We start from the raw sequence: 19,057 nt of genomic DNA, 5'->3' as shown, positions 1-19,057 counted from the left end.
CCAGGCAAAACACATCCAGGTCCAAAGCCACATCCCCTGTGGAAAGAGGCGTTACAGGAACCTGGGCCCTCTCAAGCAGTTCAACGCTGGCGGCGCCGGCAAGACGTTCGAAAACTCTCGCGTGCTTGTCGAAGCGCTGTCGCAAGGTTTCCTGCGAAGGAACCTTTTCGATGTCCAGAGCCTCTTTGAACCAGTCATCGCCGGAAACCCCCTCGGCGGCTTCAAAGTCACTCTTCCCCATACACAAAAGCCCCACATACGTCTTGACCACATCCGCATGAGAGATCACCGGCCGTCCCGGAACTTCCTTTTCCAACCGTTGGCAGAGGTCCGTGCTGCCGTTGATCGAATGGCCCACAAGAACCAGGCCCGAGTGCCCGCTATAAAAGGCCTTGGAAGATTGTTCAATATCGACTTTTTTCATGAGGGCACCTCCCAGGTGAAATTGTGACAGGAGACCTTATAGCACAAAAGCGAATGAAATTCAATAGGATACATCCGACACAATACTTTTATGTATAGACATAATCTCACGGATTAAGGCAAAAACCAACCCTAAATTGGCTCTTGTCTGTTTATACTATGATATCTCGATATCGAGTAACGCAGGGTTAAGCCCCCTGTCCTCGAACCAACACACCCCTTCCTGGACCATGGTTAGTACGAGCTTGAGTTTCCCGGGCACTTTAGGGGCTTCAACGCAGATCTGTTGCTCGATGGTCTCGCCAGGATATACTTCAGGCTTCATCAGTTCGGTTCGGATACCGTCATAAATCAAAAAGTCATTGCCATTCCTTGTCCAGTGGTAACTCAGGAAAACAGGATGATCACCGTAGCCGTACCAGGTTTCTTTGCTTTCGTTTACTACGCTGACGCTGATCTCAAATAAACTCCCCGCCTTGACGCAGGTGTTAGATGCCTGCGTGGTGATTTTTCCGATTGGTCTCGATAAGAGCGGCGTTTTGAAGATTGCTGCTGCTTCAAGTCTCTGTAGTTTTTCTTTGAGCTCGGAACCGAAGCCGCCGACAATGTTCGGAAACCGATGTTTGACCACATGCTCGTGCATCACCATGTAGGCCTTGTCAGGCACATGCAGATCGACAATGGTTCTGTTGTCGGTATCAATGGCATACAGATAGGGGAAAACGGAGCGCATGAAGTCAAGAAAATCGGGAACTGTAACTCGCTGTAGAACATCAAGGCAGAAGTGATTCATTTCCATCACCACGACCGGACGGACGCGTTGAAGGAACAACGCCCCCCCCCGAATTACGTTCAGCTCGAAGCCCTCAACGTCGATCTTCAAAAAAGTTGGTGCAGGCGCCTTGGAAGAAAAGAAATGGTCGAGTGTGTCAATACAGATTTCCTCGCTGACGTGTCCTGTCTCCGGACGGATCTTCTCGCTGACATAGCCGCCCGAGCGATTGTTATAAGCGAACGTTATGGTCGTGACTTCTTCCTTGTCCCCGAGGCCAAGATTGATCGCTTCCACATTTGCAATGCTGTTTTTGGCCAGATTACCCAACAGGATGGAAAAGGTCGATGGGCTGGGCTCAAAGGCATACGTGTGCTTCGCAAGCGAGGAAAACAGGATTGCGGTTAGGCCGATGTTTGCACCAATATCAGCCACCACATCATCCGGGCCAATCAGGGCACGAAACAGCTGTACCATGTGCGGCTCGAAGTCGTTCCCCATGGCGTCAAGGTAATTGTCATCCGAGAAAACCGTATAGACCGAATTGCCAATTTTTATCTGCTTTTCCATAATTTTTATCTCTTTCTCCATATGCTTTCTTTTTTTGTTCGGACGCTACACTGAGCACAATTTCACAGAGCCTTTTGGCGCTCTCTGCCCATGTCAGCCATGGTAGGTTATCCGACTTCGGATGCTCCCCTCGGCGGTATTGATCGAGCCAGGTACTAACCGACTGAGTCAACTCGCCCGGTGATGCTGCTTCGAAATAGAACGCATGTTCCCCAACCACCTCGCGGAATAAAGGAATATTCCTGGCGATAATAGGGAGTTTGTGCTGTGCAGCCTCGATAAGGGGCAATCCAAAGCCTTCACCATAGGAAGCAGCAAGGAGACAAGTGCTTGCTGCATAGACCTTTTCCAAATATTCATCGCTAATACCTTCAAGCCAAAAAAGGCGATTGTCTCGTTCAGGATGGGAACGCAGAAGTTCGATGGTTTGTGGGATGTCACGGCGCATGTCGTGGGACACATGTTTCCATCCTTCATGACCCACAATGACTAAATTGACATCGAGACCGTTCGCCCAAAGTTGATCGAAGGCATGAATCGTTTGCAGGTAGGCCTTGCGCGGCTCTATGGTGCCTACCATGAGAAAAGTAACACGAGACTTGAGCTTTTGGAGAGTTACCTCCGCGTCATGCGGCATACCCCTGGTAGGCGCCGAATTGACAATATCCGCCCCATGATGGGACCATTCTATAAAATATGGAAGACGGCGCTTGTTGATTGCTGGCACATGCTCATCCAACCGTGCACGCAGATCATTCGCTACAGCCCTGGAAACACAGATCGCTCCATCAAATGTAGAGACTGCCTTGAGCCATAGAGCAAATATTTGATCTGCGCCTGGAGGAAAGACTTCCGGCATCCGCACAGGCAGTAAATCATGAACCATCGCATATATTAAAGCGCCACGATTGCGATAATCCCTAATCAACCCTGACTCCACTGCATGGATCAAGATATCGGTAGTGTCAAGCATTTTGTGTAAAATTTCTGCCTTCGAGCCGTTGCCATATTGGCAAGTTTTTTCGCACTTTTCCCAGAGGGTTAGACCTCCAGTGGACTTCCATTTTAAAGGCAATGAAGGCAAGCAGAGTGTAGCAGGACCGTTCTCCTGCCAGGATCTCCATGGGTCTTGTTCTCCATCGAAATTCCTTGTTGAGCCTTTCGATGATGTTGGTCGTTCTCAGCGAAATCCATTCTTCTTCAGGAAAGTTGAAGAAAGTCAGGCAGGATTCCAGGCCCTTTTCCAAACAGGCGACGGCGGAGGGTAGATCTTTTTCCCACTTTGTTTTGAATTCCATGAAAAGCTCACCGGCCTTGTCTTTCGAAGAAGCGTAGAAGATGGAGCGCATGTGGTCGGCCACAGCCTGCTTGTATTTTCTTGGCACTTTGGCCAGAACATTTCTCGCCACATGCACCTGGCATCGCTGCACCTTGGCCTTGGGAAATTCCTCTTTGAAAACCTTCTCAAGACCAGGTAGCCCATTCATGATTCCCAGCTGCACCTTTGATGGGTCAAAGCCGCGTCTTTTAAGGTCTTTAAGAACCTCCCTCCACGTCGACGCCGATTCTTTATCGCCTGCTTGCAAGCACTGAACCATTCTCTGGTTCGTCTCACTCAAATCACAACAAGGACAGAAACTTTTTCGATGGAATCACAAGGCGCATCTCAAAGTTGACGCCGTCGATAAAAAGATATTTGACAGACTCTTGAGAAAGATCCCGATTCCCCACTTTTCAACAGCTTCCGTAAGCTCCCTTTTGGCTTCACTGACGTTTGTATGGGAAATTTTTCGACCTATGAGACGCTCTGACATCATCGCCAACGTTCGAGTGCTGAAACCCCCAAGAAACATCAAACACAGATCCTTGCCGATTTCTTTCTCATATTGCTGACAACGAGGAATGACCTTGGTCTGAGACTCACCCAGCCGATCCCGAGGGACCTTTACGCGTACTTCGCCGATGCTTTTCATCGTCAAACGGCGCTCGTAAGACCCATTTCGATCATTGGAAGAATCTCCCTTCCTCTCATAAGGCTCTCTTCCTAAAAATTAGGTCAGTTCCGCCTTCATCATCTCGCACAAAGAGCGACCCACCACTGTGCGTATGTCTAGGCGAAGCATTTCAAAAAGCTTCTCAGGCTGACACTGAATTTCATTGAAAATCGCCACAACCTCAGACACACTCAGTTCGATCTTCATAGGCGCTTTGCCTTTCTTCGAGGTGTTATTGGGTCACCCCCTCTGTAAAGGAAAAGCGCTTTTTTTTCTAGCACTTAAAATTTACACAAAACTTTTTACACCACCGCTTTCGGTGAGGCTGCGCCATCCAAGCTCGCCGCAAAAGAGTTCTTAGCTATCTAGGGTTTACAGGCCGCGAAAACGCTAGCAATAAAACGAATATGGGCTTTTTCCTGTTCCGCAAGATCCCGAAGCAAGGCCGAGGCGGTGGCATCCTTACTAACCGCCGCTGCATTAAGATACAGATCGTAGGCTCGATATTCGATGTCCAAAGCCAGTTCGGCAAAGGCAAAACAAGAAGAAACGGGCAGGTTTTCCAGCCTTTTCAGAGCCTCTTCCAAAGCTTCGCCACCTTCCAAAATGTTTCCCGGCAGGGCCTCAAATAAGTCCTCAAAGGGAGGAAGCGGCTCTTTGCCTGGGGATGCTTCCAACAGATGATAAACGGCTTGAGCGTGCCGACGTTCCCATTGAACCAGTTTTTGAGCCGTTTCCACCCAAGCGGATTCTTTTAAAGACGACAGTGCATAGAAACGATAGGCCCCTTTTTCCAAGTTTATGGCCTCTTGAAGCATTTCCACCAGAGACGACTTGTCGGCAAGCAGGCGCACTTTGGGAAAATCAAAAAGTTCCTTGCCGTCCCAAGCCATGTAGCCCCCTTGCAAGTTGACCACACGGCGCGGTTTGAGCCCGCTTTCGGCGGCCAACATGGCGGCGGTCATGGAACGGCCTCCACTGGAGCAATAAAAAAGCAGTTCCTTGCCGGGTTCCAGGTTGTTCAAAAGCTTCTCAAAGCGGCTCAAAGGCATCAGCCGGGCTCCGGGAATATGACCGGCGGCGTATTCCGCCGGTTCCCTTACATCAATCAGTTCGTAGTCCTTTTCTCGATGAGCGGCTCGATAGCTTTCCAGTTCGTCAATGAACATATTTTCTACAATGGGGGATTCACTTTGGTGTGGCATGATTCCATCCTATTTCTTCAACGGGGTTGTTTTGTTTTTAGACCAGCACACATTCGTGCAGGTGACGTTCCAAAATCTTTTCTTCCATGAGCACGATACGCCGGATCATCACATCCAGAATCTTTTCGGTGAGTTCCGGGAATTGGCGGAGTATCTTTCGAAAGGTTTCTCGTTCGATGTAAATCACTTCCACATCGGTGGCGGCACGAGCTCCGAAAAGACGTCGAATATCCGCCAGCAGAGCCAGCCCGCCGAAAAAAGCTCCCGGTTCCAGATCATGGATGATCACCGAGTGATTTTCATATTGGCGAACCATCTGCACCTTTCCAGATACCAGAATATACCCCTTATCGTCGGGCTGTCCCTGTCGAAAAAGGAATTCGCCGCGTCGAAAACGCCGTCGACCGCATATCAAGGCATAGACGCGAAGACGTTCCAACGGAATGGACGAGAACACATCCGTGCGACGCAGCCATTCCAGGTTATGATCCAATTCGCAGGTGTCGGCTGGCCTGTCCTGCGACGTTTCAATGGTGCGGTTATTCGTGTCCGCGGACCAGTTCATAGAGAAGCCCTTTCTTTTCCAGAAGTTCGTCATAACGTCCCATTTCCACGATGCGGCCCGCTTTCATGACCGCGATCTGATCATAGTCGCGAATGGTTTCCAGTCGATGGGCCACGGAAATCACCGTGGCTTTTCCGCGAAGTTCCTCATCGAGCCACTGTTGAATACGGTTTTGCGAAGCCATGTCCAAACTGGCTGTTGCTTCATCGAGAATAAAGATGCGTGGGTTCTTCAGAAGGGCTCGAGCGATCCCAACCTTTTGTTTTTGACCTCCGGAAAGTCGATCCCCTTTGCTGCCCACCTCAAAATCCAGCCCGATTTCCAAAACCGTGTCATACAGGTTTTCTTGTTTGAGCAGGCCAATGACGGCTTCGGTGATACGAGTCCAAGCCCAGGAGGTTTCTTCCTTAAGACGGCCGAAGAGAATGTTTTCGAGGAGGCTTCGACCGCCGAGAAATTCCGTCTCTGAATAATAGACAAAAGCGTCGGCTTGGCGCTGCGTGCAATAAGCTTTGAATTGGGATCGAGATTTAAGAATAGCCTCACGCAGTTCCCTGGGAATGACAACCATTTTGTGAATCCCTGGAACGACACGAAGCGCCAACGCGAGTAGGCTCTCTCGAACGGAGGAAGGAAGCCGATCCACGGAAGCCGAACCGTAGTGCTCGTAGATGTCAATGAACTGATCCATCTCTTCCAGGGGAATGGGAGATTGGCGAAAGAAGAAAGGGTCATCCCGCAAGTCGCGCAAAAGAGGCACGGTACGCTGAACCACGTCGAGACCCAACCGAAGCAGGGGTTCTTCCAGGCCGACTTCCTCGAGAAATCGGCGAAAACGAGGTCGTGCCGGCAGCAGCTCGCAAGGCCGGCCTCCCTCCACGGGGTACCCGAAGATAATGTTGACAGCCACGGAACTGTAGTCGAGAAAACGGTTGATATCGAAAAATTCGATGGTGTCTTGCAGTGTTTCGCTCCACCGATCCCGAAACCGCCGTCGCAAGGAAACGATCTTTCCACCCAGCAACTGTTCCCGGACAGGGTCCAAAACGGAATTGAGTCCGAACCGGAGTACGTCTTCCGTAAGTCCCACCGTTGCCACGGCGTGAAGAATCTCGTGCAGGTCCGGGGAGTCTGCCTCACCGGGCGTCACAGAATTGGAATGCAAAAGAGCCGATTGCCTACCGTAAATAATGTTTTCTTTCAGTGTGCCGTCAAAAATGAAAGGGTACTGGGAGACAAATCCCACATGCGGAGAAACATCGGCCTTGGTGAGATCCCTCAGTTCCCATTGATCCACATACACGTGGCCTTGATCGTAACGGTACAACTGAGCCATGACCATCGCCAGGGTGCTTTTGCCGCTTCCGGAAAGTCCCACCAAAGCCAACCGCTCACCGGGAGACACTCGAAGACTGACACCATCCAGAAGCCGGACACGGTCTTCCACTTCAAAGACCAAATCTTCCACGGTCATGGCACCTTGCAGTTCCAGAGGAGGACGATCTTGGGGCAGCAAAGGAAACTCAGGTTCCACATCAAAAGCTTCCTGAATACGACGATACGCCACGCGAGCCTCTTGGTAACCCTGATAGAATTCCATCAGTTCCTTCCAAGGATCATAGAGCTTTTCGTAAGCGGAAAGAAAAGCCACAAGAGCGCCGAGGCTGAATCGGCCGGTGATGCTGAAGTAGCCCCCAAGAAGGAAGAGAAGAAAAGGGCCGAGGCTCTGAAAGAAATTGTTGGAGAACTTGATGCCATAGCGGTACAGATTCATACGATGGCGCAACTGAAAGAGCTTCTGAGCAAGGCGGTCCATCTTCCGGCTCTCCAGCTGATAGCCGGCGTTGGCATGAATTTCTTGAATGCCGCTGATGGCTTCTCCCACCACACTGCTGAGTTTGCGCGTGGTGGTCACCCGTTCGCTGTTGATCTGATTAAATCGTTTTTGCAAGATGGGAATGACAAGGATTTCTATGGGATACACGGTCAGACTGAGGACAGCCAGCAACGGATTCAGGGTGAACATATAGACGCCGAAAGTGATCAAGGTCAACACGTTGACGGCTGGAATCGCCACGGCACCCCCGAGAAAATCTCCCACAGAAGCCAATTCTCCGGTGACGGACGAAATGACCATTCCGGGCGGGGTTCGGCGGAAAAAGGGTAAGGGAAGACGCAGAATATGGCGGTAGAGGCCTGTGCGCAGTTCATAGAGGATTTTTTGGCCGACGTATCCTTGAAGCACATTGATGGCGTATTTCAAAAGACCTGCCAGCAGCACGGCGCCCAGGTACAGACCACAATACAAGAAAAGGGTGTGAATCTTTCCAAAACGGATGGCTTCATTAACGATCCGTTTTTGCATCTCCAGAGGAAAGACTCGAAAAAAGACAGTCAAAACGATGAGTGCTAAAAGCGTTGCCTGAAGAGCTCGACAGCGCGTAAGGGCCCAGTACCAAAGGGGTTTTTTGAGCATCATGGGTGAGGTACTCCCCGAAGAGTGCGTCCATGTCTCTCGGTTCGCGAAAACGTGGTATCCATCCCTCATCCCTAAAGGAGATGTATGGGATCGTTTCCGTTAAACAACACGCTTGAAAGCAAATGTCAACGCATCGAACCTCATTCACGCCATGAAAACCTCTTTCCAAGACCTGTTGGCGTTCTTAAGCTAGGCAAGGAGGCAAGAATCATGGGGAACCCGCGCCAAACTTCGAGCTGCAATCCTTCCAGAGCGCAGAATGCATCCATCGGAATCGCCCTTGTGGCTTGGTTTGTTCAAAACCAGAGGCCTCTTCCCTGGCGAAAACACTACGATCCTTATGCCGTGTGGATCTCGGAAGTCATGCTGCAACAGACCCAGATGTCCAAGGTGATACCGTATTATGAACATTGGATGGCTCGGTTTCCCGACGTGCGGGCCGTGGCGGAAGCTTCGCTGGATGCATTGCTTCAAGCGTGGGAGGGGCTCGGTTATTACCGACGCGTCCAGCACATCAAAAAGGCGGCGCAGATCATTCTGGAAGAATATCAAGGAAAGATTCCTTCCGATGAAGCATCTTTGCGCCGCCTTCCGGGCATTGGTTCTTATACGGCCGCTGCCGTGGCCAGTCTTGCCTTTGGCTGTGATGTTCCCGTTCTGGACGGCAATGCGCAGAGGGTGAGCGCTCGATTGTTAGATTGGTCCCTGCCCGTCTCGGATCCCCGAAGTGACAAGATGTTTCGAGAAGCTCTAAAGGAATGGATGCCCTCAGGCCGATCTCGGGAATTCAATCAAGCCGTCATGGAACTTGGATCCTTGGTGTGTACACCTCGAAACCCTCGATGCGACCAGTGTCCTGTAGCCCTGTGGTGCCGCGCTCGCACCGCGGGAACGGTATCGATTCGACCTGTAAAGTCAAACCGGGTTGCCGTAAGCCCCGTGACGGTGGCCGTGGGTGTCTTGAGGAACAACGGAAAAGTTTTCATTCAAAAAAGACCGCCGAATGGGCTCATGGCAGGACTGTGGGAGTTTCCTGGAGGCAAGGCCGAAAAGGACGAAACGCTGGAGGAGGCGGTACGGCGCGAGTTTATGGAGGAGCTTGGGGTGAGGGTTTCAATCGTAGAAAAAATTACGGAGATTCGCCATGCGGTGACCCGCTTTCGTATGCACCTGCATGCCTTTCACTGTGTTCTGGATCCCGCCGACCAGACAATAGCACTGCGTGCAGCTACCGAGGGGAGATGGGTTCGCCTTGACGCTTTGGATCAGTATGCATTCCCTTCGGCCAACCGGCGCCTGATTCGCCTCCTGCAGTCCGCCAAGGAGGAATCTCCGTGATCACGGTGGCCTTTTCCACCCATCGCCTCGAAGTGCTCCAAGAAGCGGAATCGCTTATGCAAGGCCACGATGTCATTATCTTGGAAGAGCCGCCCCAGACCGAGTTTGAATCCATGCTGCGTGGAGAAATATCCATAGACACTTACCTGGCACAAGCTGATTTCGAATTTCCAAGTTTCGCTCAAGCCTGTTGCCGCCTATACCGCAGACTTTATGCTGCAGGTAAGAGGCTTCTGCAGGTGGAGCCTTACATGGAACATCTCTTTCGGCTTCATGACTTCTTTGCGGCTGGAGGTGATTTTCACGAACTGAAGCCCGACGACCCGGCCTTCATCGTCTACCGTGTTGAAAGAGACGCCACAGCCGCTCTTTTGAATTTTTACACCATATCCCTTACGAAGCCTTTTCCGGAAGTTGTGCAGGCGGTGTTGGCTTTTGCCAGGGCTGATGCCGCTCGCCTCGCTTTGAGGGACCGCATGCGGGCGGGTTCTGTGATGCATTGGGTAGAAAAAGCAAAAGCCCTTTATGTGGAATGTGGGTACATCCACTGGCTGTTTTTTGTGGAGCTGCAACGCCTTGTGAAAAGCAAGGTTAGGGTGCGACCCTGCTTTCTTCTGCAAGACCAGGCGCGTCATCGAATACAAAGGAAGCAGATTCTGGGCCCGGGAGATCGCCTGACCTTGCTGTTTGTGTTTCATCCCGAGATGACCGGGCCTGACCTAGATCGCCTTGCGGCGCAAAGCCTTATTTATATCAAGTTGTTACACAAGGACGAAATGGTGCCCGCCGTTGATGCTTACCCGCACTTGGAAAATGAAGCTGAAGCGTGGCGATGGACACGGCATCTTTCATGGAACGACTGCCAAGAGCTATGGCCCTTGGTGCGTCGCAGCTCTTCCGAGGAAGCTCAAGAGGTGTTGACACGTTTTTCCACCAAAGAAAGGTGATACCCATGAAACATGACAGAGGAAGGCGGTTGATTCTGATCTTTTTTCTAAGCGTTTCGTTTGGCCTTTGGGGTTGTGCGGGTCTAGAGAAATCCCGTGAAGGGGCGTTCGTCCATGTTTTACCCTTCAAGCCGGAGATTCACGACATCGTGAACCTTCATACGGGAAAGAAAATCAGCTTCGAGGAATTGCTCTCGGAGTTGGAAAAGATGCGGGTCATCTATGTGGGGGAAGTCCACGCAAGGGCTTCGGATCATGAAATTCAGCGACGTATTGTGGAAGGACTTTGGGAGCGTGGCAAAAATATTGGTGTGGGTGTGGAAATGCTTCCGCGATCCACCCAAGGCGATTTGGACCGATGGGTAGAAGGAAATCTCGATGAGACATCTTTTCTGAATGCGGTCCTTTGGGAAGACAACTGGGGCTTTCCTTTTGCCCTGTATCGGCCCGTTTTTGCCTTGGCTCGAGAAAAATCCATCCCCATGCGGGCTCTCAATGCACCTCCGGCAGTGGTGCGAAAGGTGTCGCGACAAGGCCTGGCGTCTCTAAATGCTGAGGAACGCCGTTCCATTGCCGGACACTTTTATCTGGACGATGAGGTGTATCGATCCTATGTGGAAAAGGAATTCAAGGCTCATGTGCCTGGAAGCATTCGAGATCTGCAAGCTTTCTATGAGGCGCAGCTTGTGTGGGATGAAACCATGGCCGAAACCATAGCGATGTGGTTGGTGCAGGAACCTTTTCGGCAAGTGGTGGTGCTGGCCGGAAAAGGGCATGTCAATCAAAGGTTCGGGATTCCCGAAAGGGTACGTCGTCGTGTGGAACATCGTTATGCCGTGGTCATACCTGTGGCGATTAATGAAGAACCGGATCAGGTCACGGCGGAAGTAGCCGATTTTTTGGTGGTAACGGCTGCGCAAAAACCTTTCGAAGGCCATGGGCGGCGTCTGGGTGTGCGCCTGGAACGGAATCCAAAGGGGGATGGGCTGCGCGTGGTGGAAGTGGTTTCGGGCAGTCGAGCCGACCTGGCCGGATTTCAAGCCGGGGACATGATTATGGCGGTGGACGGAGAATCGGTGAGGGATTTGGAAAGTCTGCATCGGCTTTTTCAGAGGCCGGTTCCCGAAATGGTGTTTACACTGGATCGGGACGGTCGCACCATCACGATACCCGTTCGTTTTGAACCTTAAACCCAAAAACGGACTTGAACAGTTTGCGCCTCTGGAGACAACCTTCCATGAAAGGGGTGAAAATGCAACTCTATCAGGTGGATGCTTTTACGGACGTGCTGTTTCGAGGTAATCCGGCGGCGGTGTGCCCTTTGAAAGACCAGTGGTTGCCGGACAAAACGATGCAAGATATTGCTTTCGAAAATAACCTTTCGGAGACGGCTTTTTTCCTTCCCGTGGAAAGCGGCTATGCTATTCGCTGGTTTACGCCCAGGGTTGAAGTAGCCCTGTGCGGACATGCCACGTTGGCTTCAGCTCATGTGCTTTTCCACCACCTAGGTTACAAGGAAAAGATTGTGGCGTTTCACTCAAAAAGCGGCCTTCTGACGGTCACCCGTCAAGGTGACCTTTTGGCCATGAATTTTCCCAAGGACACTCTGACACCCATACCCTTGTCCGACGAGATCACAGCCTGCTTTTCCGCAAGGCCATTAAAGGCGTTGAAGGGTAAGACGGATTATCTGATCGTCTTTGAATCGGAAAAGGATATTCGTGATCTTCAACCGAATCTGGAGCGCCTCGCCCAATTGCCGGCTCGTGGCGTGATCGTTACGGCTCCAGGAGATCACGTGGATTTCGTGTCGCGGTTTTTTGCGCCTAAAGTGGGTGTGAATGAAGATCCCGTGACGGGATCGGCTCACACATCCCTGGTGCCTTATTGGAAAGAGGTGCTCCAGAAAACGTCTTTTCATGCGCTTCAGGTTTCGGCTCGAGGCGGTGAGCTCTTTTGTCGGGATTTGGGCGATCGAGTGGAAATCGCCGGAAAAGCCAAAACCTACCTTGTGGGCGAAATCCTGTTCTTCTGACCCCTTCCACAAGAGAACCTCGCAGGGGACGGACCGGCGTGTCCGCCCCTGAATCCCCCGAAAACGTAAAAACATCGGTGAAGCTTGCCAGCGGTCCATGGTTTTGAAAACCAATGAGTTTCCGGGTCGATTGGGTTTGACTCCAGGCGTTAAAGTTGGTCTCATGGGCTAAGTCTTGAAAAGGCTTATGTCCGAGGAAACTGGAGGGATGGGTTGTGCATCTTTTGAATGATCTTTTGGTGGTTTTCGGTTTGGGGGTGCTGGTGAGCCTCATCTGTTACCGGCTGAAACTTCCCAGTGTGGTGGGCTTCCTACTCACAGGGACTCTAGCAGGGCCCCATGGACTCGGTTTGGTGCAATCCAGCGAACAGGTGGAGTTTCTGGCTGAATTGGGTGTGGTGCTGCTGTTGTTTTCCATCGGACTTGAATTTTCCCTTTCGGAATTGATGCGCATCAAACGCATCGTCTTTCTTGGAGGCGGATTGCAGGTAGGTCTCACCACTTTGACCGTATGGGCTATTTTTCGACAGGTCGTCAGCAGCGAACAGACCGCCCTCGCCTTGGGATTCCTCGTGGCTCTCAGCAGTACGGCCATCGTCCTCAAAATTCTTCAAGACCGCATGGAACTGGACGGCGTTCATGGGCAGATGAGCCTGGGGATTTTGCTTTTCCAGGACGTCGCGGTGGTCCCCATGATGCTTCTTATTCCCTTGCTTTCCGGCCGTGAGGCTAACCCTCTTCTGGCGTGGACCGTGCTTATGCTGAAATCAGCCGGGATTTTGCTCTTGGTGTTTGCAGGGCAAAGATGGCTTCTGCCTCGAGTGCTTCATCGAGTGGTGATGACGCGAAGCCGAGAGTTGTTCCTTCTGACATCGGTTCTTGTCTGCTTCGGTGTGGCCTGGATCACTTCTACGGCGGGCTTGTCCCTGTCCTTGGGTGCTTTTCTAGCCGGTTTAATGCTTTCTGAATCCGAATACAGCCATCAGACTTTGGCCAACATGCTTCCCTTTAAGGATCTTTTCACAAGTCTTTTTTTTATTTCCGTCGGAATGATCCTTGACCTTTCCTTTATCGCCCAAAACGCGGCACTTGTGACCATGTTTACCCTGGCTGCCTTGGCTTTGAAAGGGTTCCTTTGTATTCTGGTGGTGCTGCTCATGGGCTATCCCATTCGAGTGGCTGTCGCTTCGGGACTGGTGCTTTCTCAAATCGGAGAGTTTTCCTTTGTGCTGTGCACCGTGTGCTTAGCCCACGGTGTTCTCGGCGGGGCTCACGCAAGTTTGTTTCTCTGCGTCTCCACACTGAGCATGTTGGTGACCCCTTTCTTGATCGCTCGAGCCCCATCCTGGGCGGCCAAGGTGGAATCCCTGCCCTGGCCCCACAAGATTCGCCACGGCCTCCTGGCCGATACGGTCAAGCTTTCTTCCGATAGGAAATTGGATCTTGCCAACCATCTCATTATTGTGGGTTACGGCCCCGTGGGGCGCAATCTGGCTCGAGCCGCTCGCATCGGTCAAATTCCATACTGTATCGTGGAAATGAATCCTTCCACGGTTGTTTCCGAAAAGAAAAAAGGGGAAATTATCTTTTTCGGTGATGCCTCTCAGCCCACCATCTTGGAACATGCCAACGTGCACACGGCTCGCGTAGTGGTGATTTCCTTGGCGGATTCGGCCTCGGTGCGGCGCATCACAGCAGCCGTCAAGGCTCAGGCTCCTGCGGTGCATCTCATTGCGCGCACTCGGTTTCTTTCTGAAATGGATCGGTTGGCGCAATTGGGCGCCGATGAAGTCGTACCTGAAGAACTGGAAACTTCCATAGAGATTTTCAGCCGTGTGCTCAGCAAATATCTGGTTCCCAAAGAGGATGTGGAACGGGTAGTGGAGGAAATTCGTGCAGAAGGGTATAAGGCCTTGAGCGCTCCATATTTGCCGAGCCTTAGTTGGTGCGACATTGCCGAGGCCTTGCCCGGTGTGGAAATTCGATCTTTTCGAGTGTCTCCCGAGTCACGGGCGGCCGGGAAAACCATCGGGCAATTAGGACTGCGTAAAAACATCGGTGTGACTGTTCTGGCTTTGGGCCGAAACGGAATGCTGATGCCCAATCCTGGACCTGATACGGTTTTAAACCCAGGGGACCAGACGGTGCTCATAGGTACGACGGAGCAACTTCGCCAAGCTCACTTGCTTCTCTCCCACAAATTGTGAGGCTTTCATGGGAGGTTTTCTCAGTAGCTTGATTCTGCTTTTGAGACCACAAAAGAAAAGGTCCAAGGTCAGCCGACGCTGCACGCACTGCGGCGCATCCTTTAAAGTGGCCTCACACCTCAAAAGCGGAAGGTGTCCCCACTGCGGCAGGGAATGGGAGAAACAAGACACTTCCAACCGCAACCCCTAACCCGGTACTGAAACTAAGGAAACAAAAAGAGCGCCCATAAGGGTCGGTGGTGGTTCGTGTCACGGGTCCAGAGCCTTTGCCCAGGGGATCAGAATTCGTAGGGGATGCCTCTAAAAGCATGGTATCGGGTATGCTGAGAACCATGGTTGATGGCCCTGACGCCGAAAAAGAAGATTCTCAGCGATGCTCGAATTTGAGGGTGTGCCTTTTGGGGCCGCCCTAGGCCCAAGGGCTTGGAAGGCATCGATTCTTGTTAGCGAAAAAAGTCTTCGAGGTGAAAAAATGCCATACTGGGTTTGGATCTCTCTGGGGATGATGCTCGTGATCCTTAAAATCTTTGTCCCCAACTTTGTCATCGTTTGGTTTGGTGTTGCCGCCATCTTCGTGGGATGGCTTCGGACGGTTACAGAACCTTCCCTCACATACCAATTGGTCTTCTGGGCTTTGCTATCCCTTGCCTTGCTGGGACTGTTGCTTCTTTTCATCAAGCCCCGTACGGCTGACAAGACCAAAGCCGGACTGTCCAGGGAAGCTGTCGTGGGAGCCGTGGGTCACGTCATGGAGACGTCGGTAGGACAAAGGCGGGGAAAAGTTCGCTTTTGGGTCCCTCTTCTCGGAGCCGAAGAATGGTCTTGTTTGGTGCACGAGGGAAAAGTCGTGGCGGTAGGAGACCGAGTCCAGGTTGTGGATATTGTCGGCAACGTTCTTGTGGTTTGCCCCATGTAAGGAGGGCAAGCATCATGACACCCGGATTGATTCTTGCTCTGATATTTCTCGTTCTGGTTCTCGTAACTATCATTATGGGGGTGCGAACCGTTCTCCAAGGCGATAAATTTGTCGTGGAAAGGCTGGGAAAATACCACAAGACCCTAACGCCAGGACTTCATCTGATTATTCCCTATATGGACACGGTGGCCTACAAGGTCCCTACCAAAGACTTGGTGCTGGATATTCCATCCCAGGAAGTCATCACTCGAGACAACGCGGTCATCGTAGCCAATGCGGTCGCTTACATCGATATCGTCTCGCCGGAAAAAGCTGTATACGGTGTGGAAAACGACATTCTCGCCATTCAAAACCTTGTGCAGACGTCCTTGCGTGCCATCATCGGGGAGATGGACCTGGATGATGCTTTATCTTCGCGGGAAGTCATCAAGGCCAAACTCAAGGAAGCCATTTCCGACGATATCGCCGATTGGGGCATCACCGTTAAAACCGTTGAGATTCAAGACATCGCGCCCTCTCAAACCATGCAAAAGGCGATGGAAGAACAGGCAGCGGCTGAACGGCAACGCCGGGCGACGGTCACACGGGCCGAAGGGGAAAAAACCGCTGCCGTTTTGCAAGCCGAAGGACGTCTTGAAGCTTCCCGGCGGGATGCCGAAGCGAAGATTGTTCTGGCTGAGGCAAACAAGAAAGCCATTCAGTTGATTGTGGAGGCTGCTCGAGACAACCCGCTGCCTCTCATGTTCATTTTAGGGGAACGTTACGTGGAAAGCGTGAAAGCGCTCGCGGAATCTCAGAACGCAAAAGTTGTCGCTCTTCCGGCGGATTTGCCGGCTGCGCTTCGCGGCATCATGGGAACAAAAACCTGGTCGTTGCCACTTCTGGAAGCACCGATACCTAGCATGACCACGAGCCTTAAAGGAAGATCTGTGGCAGGCTTGAGAGAATAAGTCCAAGGGTCGAACATGCCTCAGGATGCGGCTTCACCTTCACGGCCGGTTGCATCTCGTGCCGGCAGGACTTTACGGATTTTGGCCCTGGTGGGTCTTGTGGTTTTGCTGCTGTGGTGTGGATTGAGCCACCTTTTACTCTGGCTGGGCCGAAACCTGGCTCTGCCCATGCTGCAGCGGGCTCTGGCAGGGGCAACCCTGGAAGTGGATTTGCGTCGGTTGGATCTCGCGGGCCTGGAGACCGGTATGTTTCGTCTGGGTACCGAGGGAGGTCTCCGATGGCGAGCTGCAAGGGTGGATTGGACCTTACCGGGTGTGTTGCGTGGCCGTTTGGATCGTGTGGAACTCTTGGGTGTGGAAATACAACCGGCGCATGACGAGCGTGGTTGGCATGTGCCGGGGCTGGACTTTTCTTCGGCCCCTGGCCATGGTGGAAACCGATCCTTCATTCGAGCCATTGCGGAGGTGACCGCCCAAGGTCAAATCTTGCTACCCGAAGAAACTCGTCTGGTGATTCCTTTTTCGGGGCACGGCCGCCTTGATCCCCATCTCCTTGAATTTCATAGCAGCCTGATCGTGGCTGGTCAGGAGCTCGCGCTGACACTGGAGGCTGATCCAAAATTAGGTTCGGGGCGCTTGGCCTTTCAGCTTCCCCAGTTGTCCCTGGCACGGCTGACCGCTCTTTTTCCGAAACTGAATGTTCCTGTCAGCGGACATATCGCCGCGGATCTTGAAGCCTTGTTGTCCCCGCAGCAGTTTCCGCGCCTTCATGGCCGAGTGCACGTGGATTCAGCGGTAGCCGCTTTCGACTTCGGGAGGATCGCTCAAAAAGGACGCCTGGAGCTTAACTTTTCCTGGGAGGATTCGCCGGCGTTTTCCCTGTCCCCTTTGTTTTTGGAAAGCCCTTGGCCCATGGTGTTGACGGTACGGAAACCGATGGTGGCTGCCGACTTGAAAAGCCTGAGCTGTTCATGGGAGGCGGCTTGGACTTCATGGCCGGGCATGGCCCTAGAAGAGCCTCTGCTCATTAAGGGAGACCTGCATGGGGCTCGATCGACCACGGGCTGGATGGCTCGGCTCACGGGGGAATCCCAAGCATTTCAAGGGCGATGGCCTGGGTTTTCAAACGTTGGTGTGCATGCAGAGCCGCTCTCTTTTGTCGTCGAAATAAACCACGAAGACGTCGAGACAAAGCTGCATGCTGTTATCAGTGCACCGAAGCTTACCTTGACCAGGGACTCGGTGCGAGCCGATTTGAAAGGGCTGCGATTGGAATTTCGAGGCTCATTCGATGCCGCTTCACACCATGCACGTGTCGTTTTTAGTGTGGCGGGACTTGAAGGCGATGTTTCGGGGTTTTCCATGACCGGCACCGAGCTCACGGGTCACGTGGATGCGATCTTTCAAGAGACCATGTCCATCAACGCCCTCCTGGACGCGACCCTTCGGGCGAGGTTTCAGGAAACCATAGCCGAGGTTGGGCTGCACTTACCTTTGTCCTGGCCTGATCCTTCATCCAAAGCCGGACGACTGGATCTGACAGCGGCTTGGAAAAACGTGGATCTTGCTAGGATCGACGGGGTTTTGAAGCAGAATAAAGCCGGGTTGGATTTGGACGGCACGATCTTCTTTCCTCTTGTGAAAGGGCGGGGCAGCGTAAAAGCTCATGTCTCTCCTTTGGTTCTTCAAGAAAGCACGCTCCAGATTCGAGCCTTCCAAAAAATTTCTCTACCCGCAGATCTGGCTCGCCTTTTCCCGGGTTTTAAAAACATGATCGGAACCGCTGTCATCGATCTTCAGGCGAACCTTCACGCGCCTCGAGGAGTTCCCGAAATCCCCTTGCGTTTCCATCTTCAGGATGTAAACGTGCGTCATCCTTCATCCCAAACGACCCTTATTGGAGGCACATTGACTCTGAATTTTGACGATCTGCTGACTTTTCGATCCAAACCGAACCAGGAGCTGGGCTTTAGCCGGCTGCAACTGGGAGCTGTGCATCTGGAGCGGGCGGACATCCGATACCAGGTGGAAGGGAAAGAAAGACTTTTTGTGGAAGGGGGGCGTCTTGAATGGGCCGGCGGGAGGATTGGAGTCCATGCTTTTCGCATCAACCCAGCAATGCAGGATGTGTCCATAGAACTCTATTGCGACCGAGTGCAGCTTGCCCAAGCTCTCGCTCAACTAGGCGTGCAACAGGTGCAGGGCGACGGCACGGTCAATGGCCGTATTCCTCTCCGCTATCACAAAGGAGCCCTGACCTTTGACAATGGTTTTCTCTACTCCACACCCGGTGAAGGAGGCACTCTGCGTATTGAAAGCGCCGAAATGCTTCTGGCGGGTATTCCGAAGGATTCCTCTCAGTTCGGGCACCTTGATCTGGCCTCCGAAGCCCTGAAGGATTTCAATTACGAGTGGGCGAAAATCCGGCTGAACACCCAGGGTGAACTATTGATTTTGACGCTGGATCTAGACGGCAAACCCAGTCGTGCCTTACCTTTTACCTACAGGCAGGACCTCGGCGGTTTTGGCAGGGTTTCGGCGGACTCCCCGGGATCCGTGTTTCAGGGCATTCGACTGAATGTGAACTTTCGGCTCCCTTTGGACCGGATTCTGCAATACCGCCGCCTATACGAACTCATCAAACAAGGAGGTTGAC

15 protein-coding genes and 1 pseudogene are annotated in these 19,057 nt (G+C 52.3%); 8 read left to right on the top strand and 8 right to left on the bottom strand.

Annotation, left to right across the window (positions count from 1 at the left end; translation table 11 throughout):
* From WHS46_04995 to WHS46_04960, 8 genes and pseudogenes are all read right to left on the bottom strand, one after another.
* Positions 1–424: IS1380 family transposase (locus WHS46_04995; protein ID MEJ5348027.1), on the bottom strand; the 424-nt coding region annotated here is incomplete at its 3' end.
* A gap of 156 nt (positions 425–580) precedes the next feature.
* Entirely contained in the window at positions 581–1,786 is a 1,206-nt protein-coding gene (locus tag WHS46_04990; protein MEJ5348026.1) for an FkbM family methyltransferase, read from the bottom strand.
* Positions 1,713–2,693, bottom strand: a complete 981-nt coding sequence (locus WHS46_04985; protein ID MEJ5348025.1) for a glycosyltransferase family 1 protein — start codon at positions 2,691–2,693, stop codon at positions 1,713–1,715. Before WHS46_04985 ends, WHS46_04990 begins: the two co-directional genes overlap by 74 nt.
* A gap of 37 nt (positions 2,694–2,730) precedes the next feature.
* Positions 2,731–3,801 (bottom strand): annotated as a pseudogene (locus WHS46_04980) (IS256 family transposase).
* A gap of 15 nt (positions 3,802–3,816) precedes the next feature.
* Positions 3,817–3,966 (bottom strand): hypothetical protein, encoded by a 150-nt coding sequence (locus WHS46_04975; GenBank protein MEJ5348024.1) that lies wholly within the window; start codon positions 3,964–3,966, stop codon positions 3,817–3,819.
* A 158-nt stretch (positions 3,967–4,124) separates the two neighbouring features.
* Positions 4,125–4,964, bottom strand: a complete 840-nt coding sequence (locus WHS46_04970) for a rhodanese-like domain-containing protein (GenBank protein MEJ5348023.1) — start codon at positions 4,962–4,964, stop codon at positions 4,125–4,127.
* 37 nt (positions 4,965–5,001) lie between these two features.
* Positions 5,002–5,529, bottom strand: a complete 528-nt coding sequence (locus tag WHS46_04965) for a Crp/Fnr family transcriptional regulator (GenBank protein ID MEJ5348022.1) — start codon at positions 5,527–5,529, stop codon at positions 5,002–5,004.
* Entirely contained in the window at positions 5,504–8,008 is a 2,505-nt protein-coding gene (locus WHS46_04960) for an ABC transporter ATP-binding protein/permease (GenBank protein ID MEJ5348021.1), read from the bottom strand. The genes WHS46_04965 and WHS46_04960 overlap by 26 nt, the downstream gene beginning before the upstream one ends.
* A 210-nt stretch (positions 8,009–8,218) precedes the next feature.
* Between WHS46_04960 and mutY the strand changes: the two genes are divergently transcribed.
* The 8 genes from mutY to WHS46_04920 all read left to right on the top strand — a co-directional run bounded on the left by mutY (position 8,219) and on the right by WHS46_04920 (position 19,056).
* The gene (mutY, locus tag WHS46_04955; protein ID MEJ5348020.1) at positions 8,219–9,346 is read left to right on the top strand and encodes an A/G-specific adenine glycosylase; all 1,128 of its coding nucleotides are present in this window, start codon (positions 8,219–8,221) and stop codon (positions 9,344–9,346) included.
* Complete coding sequence (locus WHS46_04950) at positions 9,343–10,293, top strand: hypothetical protein (GenBank protein MEJ5348019.1); 951 nt, start codon at positions 9,343–9,345, stop codon at positions 10,291–10,293. Before mutY ends, WHS46_04950 begins: the two co-directional genes overlap by 4 nt.
* A 5-nt stretch (positions 10,294–10,298) precedes the next feature.
* Positions 10,299–11,483, top strand: coding sequence for a ChaN family lipoprotein (locus tag WHS46_04945; GenBank protein MEJ5348018.1), 1,185 nt, complete (start codon positions 10,299–10,301; stop codon positions 11,481–11,483).
* Positions 11,484–11,530: 47 nt separating this feature from the next.
* Positions 11,531–12,328 (top strand): PhzF family phenazine biosynthesis protein, encoded by a 798-nt coding sequence (locus WHS46_04940; protein MEJ5348017.1) that lies wholly within the window; start codon positions 11,531–11,533, stop codon positions 12,326–12,328.
* Between the two features lie 215 nt (positions 12,329–12,543).
* The gene (locus WHS46_04935; protein MEJ5348016.1) at positions 12,544–14,535 is read left to right on the top strand and encodes a cation:proton antiporter; all 1,992 of its coding nucleotides are present in this window, start codon (positions 12,544–12,546) and stop codon (positions 14,533–14,535) included.
* Positions 14,536–15,007: 472 nt separating this feature from the next.
* Positions 15,008–15,451 (top strand): NfeD family protein, encoded by a 444-nt coding sequence (locus WHS46_04930; protein MEJ5348015.1) that lies wholly within the window; start codon positions 15,008–15,010, stop codon positions 15,449–15,451.
* A 14-nt stretch (positions 15,452–15,465) separates the two neighbouring features.
* The gene (locus WHS46_04925; GenBank protein ID MEJ5348014.1) at positions 15,466–16,401 is read left to right on the top strand and encodes an SPFH domain-containing protein; all 936 of its coding nucleotides are present in this window, start codon (positions 15,466–15,468) and stop codon (positions 16,399–16,401) included.
* A gap of 15 nt (positions 16,402–16,416) precedes the next feature.
* The gene (locus WHS46_04920; protein MEJ5348013.1) at positions 16,417–19,056 is read left to right on the top strand and encodes a YdbH domain-containing protein; all 2,640 of its coding nucleotides are present in this window, start codon (positions 16,417–16,419) and stop codon (positions 19,054–19,056) included.
* Position 19,057: the final 1 nt, after the last annotated feature.

The sequence above is a fragment of the Desulfosoma sp. genome, from assembly GCA_037481875.1.
Classification (GTDB): Bacteria; Desulfobacterota; Syntrophobacteria; order Syntrophobacterales; family DSM-9756; genus Desulfosoma.
Note: the sequence above shows the minus strand (reverse complement) of the source record. Positions and strands in the feature narration are given on the sequence as shown.